Consider the following 5,480-nt stretch of genomic DNA (forward strand, 5'->3'; position numbering starts at 1 on the left):
AGCGCCAGCGCGAGCTGGTCGCCGCGCTTGGTGGGCGAGAGCGCGTGCAGCTCGTCGACCACGACCCGCCGCACCGTCTCGAACAGTTTTGCGGCCCCCGGGTCGCCGATCAGCAGCGCGACCTGCTCGGGCGTCGTCAGCAGAATGTCGGGCGGCTGGCGCTTCTGGCGCTGGCGGCGCGAGGCCGGCGTGTCGCCGGTGCGGCCCTCGATCCGGACGCCGAGCCCCATCTCGCTCACCGGCCGCTCGAGATTGCGCGCGACGTCGACCGCGAGCGCCTTGAGCGGCGAGACGTAGAGCGTGTGGATGCCCTCGCTTTCGCCGCGCGGCGCCGCCGCGAGCTCGACCAGCGTCGACAGGAAGCCCGCGAGCGTCTTGCCCGCCCCGGTCGGCGCGATCAGCAGGGAATCCCGCCCGGCCCGGGCATGCGCCAGCAGCTCGAGCTGGTGCGGGCGCGGCGTCCACCCGCGGCCCGCGAACCAGCGCATGAAGCGCTCGGGCAGCACGGCGGCGTTCTGTGGGCGGGGGAGGGCGGTCACAGCGAGAAAGATAAGCGCGCAGGACAGGGAAGGGAGGGGCGGGTTCCTGATCCCTGCTCAAGCGCAGCCTGGGGAGAGTGGCCCGGCGCGCAGCGACGGGTCGGGTGGGCTCTTCGTCGGGCGTGTTGCTTTGCCTTGCGAGCACCCCACCCGGCCGGCTCCGCCGTCCACCCTCCCCGCTGCGAGGGACGGATAGAGGCGCGCCGTCTGTTTCTCGGGCCGCAAAAGCATATCTGTGGGTCAGATGCGCCCCGAAGACCTGCTCTGTCCGAGCCCCAAGGGGCTCTACTGTCCGCCCGCCGATCTGCACATCGATCCGCTCCGCCCCGTGGAGCGGGCGCTGGTCACCCACGGCCATGCGGATCACGCCCGGCCCGGCAACGCCTCCGTGATGGCGACGCCGGAGACGCTCGCCATCATGGCGGCGCGCTATGGCGAGGCGTTCTGCGCGACGCGCCAGCCCGCCGCCTATGGCGAGGTCCATGACGTCGGCGGCGGCGTGAGGGTCAGTTTCCACCCCGCCGGCCACGTGCTGGGCGCCGCGCAGATCCTGCTGGAGTGGAAGGGTTTTCGCGCGGTCGTCTCGGGCGACTACAAGCGCGCCCATGACCCGACGGCGGCCACGTTCGAGGTCGTGCCGTGCGATCTCTTCATCACCGAGGCGACCTTCGGCCTGCCGGTGTTCCGCCACCCGGACGCGGCCGGCGAGGTCGCCAAGCTGCTCGACAGCGTCGAGCTGTTTCCGGATCGCGCGCATCTCGTCGGCGCCTACACGCTCGGCAAGGCGCAGCGGCTGATGAAGCTGCTGCGGCAGGCCGGCTGGGACCGGCCGATCCACCTGCACGGCGCGATGGAGCGGGTGACCGAGACGTACCGGGCGCTCGGAATCGACCTCGGCGAGACGATCCGGGTGATGGCCGCCGACCGGAAGGCGCTCGCCGGCGCGATCGTGCTGTGCCCGCCCTCCGCGCTGCGCGAGCTCTGGGCCCGCAAGTTTCCCGATCCCGTCACGGTCGCGGCCTCCGGCTGGATGCGTGTGCGCGCCCGCGCCCGCCAGAAGGGCGTCGAGCTGCCGCTGGTGGTCTCCGACCACGCGGACTGGGACGAGTTGCGCCAGACCATCCTCGACACCGGCGCCGAGGAGATCTGGGTGACGCATGGCGAGGAGGACGCGCTGGTCCACTGGTGCGGCGCAGCCGGCCTGAAGGCCCGCCCGCTGCGCCTCGTCGGCTATGGCGACGAGGGCGAGGCGGAAGAGACGCCCGCCGAGGAGGATGCGCATTGAGCGCGCTCCCCGCGCCGTCTCGGGCTCTCCGTCATGCCCCGGCTTGTCCGGGGCATCCAGAGCCGGCGCCGGGCTCTGCGCTGGAACATTGGCGCGTCACCAAGCCGGAATGCTGGATGCCCCGGACAAGCCGGGGCATGACGAGGTTCATTCTCGTCCATTCGCCTCTACGGGGCCGCGATCGCGTCGAACAGGTCGTCCCACCGTGGATTGTCGCGTTCGATGAGATTGATTTTCCAATCGCGCGGCCAACGCTTGAGGCGCTTCTCCCTGGTGATCGCTTCGAGAGCGGTCGCGTGCACTTCGAAAAAGACGAGGCGATGCACCCCGTAGCGCTTGGTGAAGCCATCGGCCACACCTTCGCGGTGCTGCCAAATACGCGCTGGGAGATTGCTGGTCACGCCGATGTAGAGGGTGCCATAGGGCCCGCTTGCGAGGATGTAGACGTAGAACTGACGATCCATCGCGAGTTGTCGGTCTGGATGCTCCGGACAAGCCGGAGCATGACGGGCGGAAGCGGGGAGGGAAAGCGGGCATGAACCGCTTCGCCTTCCTGCTCGATCGGCTGGCCTATGAGCCGCGGCGCAACGCCAAGGTGCGGCTGATCGCGGACTATTTCCGGGAGACGCCGGACCCCGAACGCGGCTGGGCGCTGGCGGCGCTGACCGGCGCGCTGTCGTTCCGGCACGCCAAGCCCGGCCTGATCCGCGGCCTGATCATGGAGCGCACGGACCCGGTCCTGTTCGGCCTGTCCTACGACTATGTCGGGGACCTTGCGGAGACGGTCGCGCTGATGTGGCCCGGAGAGCCGCGCGCCAACCGCGTGCCGCCGCTGTCCGAGATCGTCGAGGGGCTGACCTCGACCGCCAAGATCGACCTGCCGCGCAGGCTCGCGGCCTGGCTCGACGCGCTCGACGAGGTCGGGCGCTGGGCGCTGCTCAAGCTCATCACCGGCAGCCTGCGGATCGGCGCCTCGGCGCGGCTCGCCAAGACCGCGGTCGCGGCGCTCGGCGACCACAAGCCCGACGAGATCGAGCTGGTCTGGCCCGGCCTCGAGCCGCCTTACGAGGAGCTGTTCGCCTGGGTCGAGGGCCGGGGCGAGAAGCCGTCCGCGCTGGACCCCGCGCCGTTCCGGCCGCCGATGCTCGCCCATCCGCTGGAGGACGCGGATTATCGCGCCTTCGATCCGGCGGAGTTCGTGGCGGAGTGGAAGTGGGACGGCATCCGCGTGCAGGCCTCGGCCGGCCGGGACGAGGAGGGCCGTCACGTCGCGCGGCTGTGGAGCCGGTCCGGCGAGGACGTCTCCGGCGCCTTTCCGGACCTGATCGAGGCGCTGACCTTCGACGGGGCGATCGACGGCGAGTTGCTGGTGCTGCGCGAGGGAAGGGTGCAGAGCTTCAACGTGCTGCAGCAGCGGCTGAACCGCAAAAGCGTCACGCCCAAGCTGATCGCCGAGTTCCCGGTCCACATCCGCGTCTACGACCTGCTGGTGGAGGGCGGGGAGGACCTGCGCGAGAAGCCGTTCATGGAGCGGCGGGCGAGGCTCGAGGCGTTCATCGCCCGGGAGCAAAACCCCCGCGTCGACCTTTCGCCGATGGTGCCGTTCGCGGACTGGGACGAACTCGCGGCGGCGCGGCTCGATCCGGCGTCGGCCGGGGCGGGGGACGACTCCGCGGCCGTCGAGGGGCTGATGGTGAAGCGCCGCGACGCGCCCTACGTGGTGGGCCGGCCCAAGGGCCTGTGGTTCAAGTGGAAGCACGACCCGATGACGGTGGACGCCGTGCTGATGTACGCCCAGCGCGGGCACGGCAAGCGCTCCTCCTTCTATTCGGACTACACCTTCGGCCTGTGGACCGAGGACGACGCGGGGCCGCAGCTCGTGCCCGTCGGCAAGGCCTATTTCGGCTTCACGGACGAGGAGCTGGTCGAGCTCGACCGCTTCGTGCGCAAGCACACGATCAACCGGTTCGGGCCGGTGCGGGAGGTCTCGCACACCGAGGAGCTCGGGCTCGTCCTGGAGGTCGCGTTCGAGGGCGTGGCGCGCTCCGCCCGCCACAAGTCCGGCGTCGCGATGCGGTTTCCGCGCGTCGCCCGGATCCGCTGGGACAAGCCGCCCCACGAGGCCGACCGGCTGGAGACGCTCGAGGCGCTGATCGACCTGCGGGGCGCCGCCCGAACCTCCTAGAACAGCACGAAGATCAGGCCGGCCAGCGCGAAGCCCATCAGGCTGATCAGCGTCTCCAGCACCGTCCAGGTCTTCAGCGTGGTCTTGAGGTCCATCTCGAAGAACCGGCCGACCAGCCAGAAGCCGGAATCGTTGACGTGGCTCGCGATCACCGAGCCGGCGCCGAGCGCGATCACGATCGCGGCGCGGTCGACGCCGACATAGCCGGCGGCCTCGACGGCCGGCTGCACGAGGCCGGCGGCGGTGATCAGCGCGACGGTCGCCGACCCCTGCGCGATGCGGAGCGCTGCGGCGATCACATAGGCGGCGACGAAGATGTGCAGGCCGAGCCCGTCGAGCGCCTGCGAGAGCGCGCCGCCGATGCCGCTCGCGCGCAGGACGCCGCCGAACATGCCGCCGGCCCCGGTGATCAGCGTGATCGAGCAGATCGGCCCGAGCGCCGAATCGACCAGTTTCTCGATCTCCAAGCCGCTGCGGCCCCGCCGCCGCCCGAGCGCGTAGGAGGCCACCAGCACGGCGACGAGCAGCGCGATCGGCGTGGCGCCGAGCCCGCGCGCCACCTGGAACCACTGCGCCTTGCGGTCGAAGACGTCGGCAGCGCCGAGCGCGTCGAGGCCGGTGTTGAGGAAGATGATCGCCAGCGGCAGCAGCAGCAGCAGGATGACGGTGGAGGATTTCGGCGGGTTCGCCACGGTGGCGGCCTGCGGGCCGCCGCTCAGGATGTCCGGGACCTTCACGTCGATCCGGCGGCCGATCCACAGGCCGAACAGGTAGGAGGTCACGTACCAGGTCGGGATCGCGATCACGAAGCCGACCAGCGTGACGAGGCCGATGTCGGACTTGAGCAGTTCGGTCGCGGCGACCGGGCCCGGATGCGGCGGCACGAACACGTGCATGCAGGAGAACGCGCCGGCGGCCGGGATCCCGTAGCGCAGCAGCCCGCCGCCGACCCGCCGCGCGACCGTGAAGATGATCGGCAGCATCACGACGAGGCCCGCGTCGAAGAAGATCGGGAAGGCGAAGATCAGCGAGGCGACGCCAAGCGCGAACGGCGCGCGCTTCTCGCCGAACAAGCGGATCAGGTCGTCGGCGAGCGCCTGGGCGCCGCCCGAGACCTCCACCAGCCGACCGAGCATCGCGCCGAGCCCGACCAGCAGCGCGACGCTGCCGAGCGTGGTCCCGAACCCCGCCAGCAGCGTCGGGACGACTTTTTCGGCCGGGATGCCGGCGACGAGGCCCGTGACCAGGCTGACCAGGATCAGCGCCAGGAAGGCGTGCAGCTTGAAGCGCATGATCAGAACGAGCAGCGCCGCGACCGCGAGCGCCGCGATGATCAGCAGGGGCCCCGCGGAGAGCGCCGGGGCGGCGTCGGCGAGAGACCCGGCGCTTGGAATCGGAAATTCCTAACATAAGCGTTGGGTCACCTGCTGCCGGCGTCACAGCGGCTCGGCGCCAGAAACTGACAGCACGC

5 protein-coding genes are annotated in these 5,480 nt (G+C 70.8%); 2 read left to right on the top strand and 3 right to left on the bottom strand.

The window, feature by feature from the left end:
• The coding region (locus ACIKT0_RS12215; protein ID WP_407105602.1) for a DEAD/DEAH box helicase at positions 1–488 on the bottom strand (488 nt) is incomplete at its 3' end.
• A 295-nt stretch (positions 489–783) separates the two neighbouring features.
• Between ACIKT0_RS12215 and ACIKT0_RS12220 the strand changes: the two genes are divergently transcribed.
• Positions 784–1,824 (top strand): ligase-associated DNA damage response exonuclease, encoded by a 1,041-nt coding sequence (locus ACIKT0_RS12220; protein ID WP_407105603.1) that lies wholly within the window; start codon positions 784–786, stop codon positions 1,822–1,824.
• Positions 1,825–1,991: 167 nt separating this feature from the next.
• Here the strand turns inward: ACIKT0_RS12220 and ACIKT0_RS12225 are convergent, their stop codons facing one another.
• On the bottom strand, positions 1,992–2,288 hold the full coding sequence (locus ACIKT0_RS12225; protein ID WP_407105599.1) for a GIY-YIG nuclease family protein: 297 nt from the start codon (positions 2,286–2,288) through the stop codon (positions 1,992–1,994).
• Positions 2,289–2,359: 71 nt separating this feature from the next.
• Here ACIKT0_RS12225 and ACIKT0_RS12230 point away from each other — a divergent pair, with 71 nt between their 5' ends.
• Entirely contained in the window at positions 2,360–4,009 is a 1,650-nt protein-coding gene (locus ACIKT0_RS12230; protein WP_407105600.1) for a cisplatin damage response ATP-dependent DNA ligase, read from the top strand.
• Here the strand turns inward: ACIKT0_RS12230 and ACIKT0_RS12235 are convergent.
• Entirely contained in the window at positions 4,006–5,301 is a 1,296-nt protein-coding gene (locus ACIKT0_RS12235) for a GntP family permease (RefSeq protein ID WP_407105601.1), read from the bottom strand. The genes ACIKT0_RS12230 and ACIKT0_RS12235 overlap by 4 nt on opposite strands.
• Positions 5,302–5,480: the final 179 nt, after the last annotated feature.

The organism is Hansschlegelia beijingensis, from assembly GCF_045505405.1.
Classification (GTDB): Bacteria; Pseudomonadota; Alphaproteobacteria; order Rhizobiales; family Methylopilaceae; genus Methylopila; species Methylopila beijingensis_A.

Coding starts and splice junctions, on each gene's coding strand:
- ACIKT0_RS12220 (WP_407105603.1), top strand. CDS start 784: ATGCGCCCCGAAGACCTGCTCTGTCCGAGCCCCAAGGGGCTCTACTGT.
- ACIKT0_RS12235 (WP_407105601.1), bottom strand. CDS start 5,301: ATGCGCTTCAAGCTGCACGCCTTCCTGGCGCTGATCCTGGTCAGCCTG.
- ACIKT0_RS12225 (WP_407105599.1), bottom strand. CDS start 2,288: ATGGATCGTCAGTTCTACGTCTACATCCTCGCAAGCGGGCCCTATGGC.
- ACIKT0_RS12230 (WP_407105600.1), top strand. CDS start 2,360: ATGAACCGCTTCGCCTTCCTGCTCGATCGGCTGGCCTATGAGCCGCGG.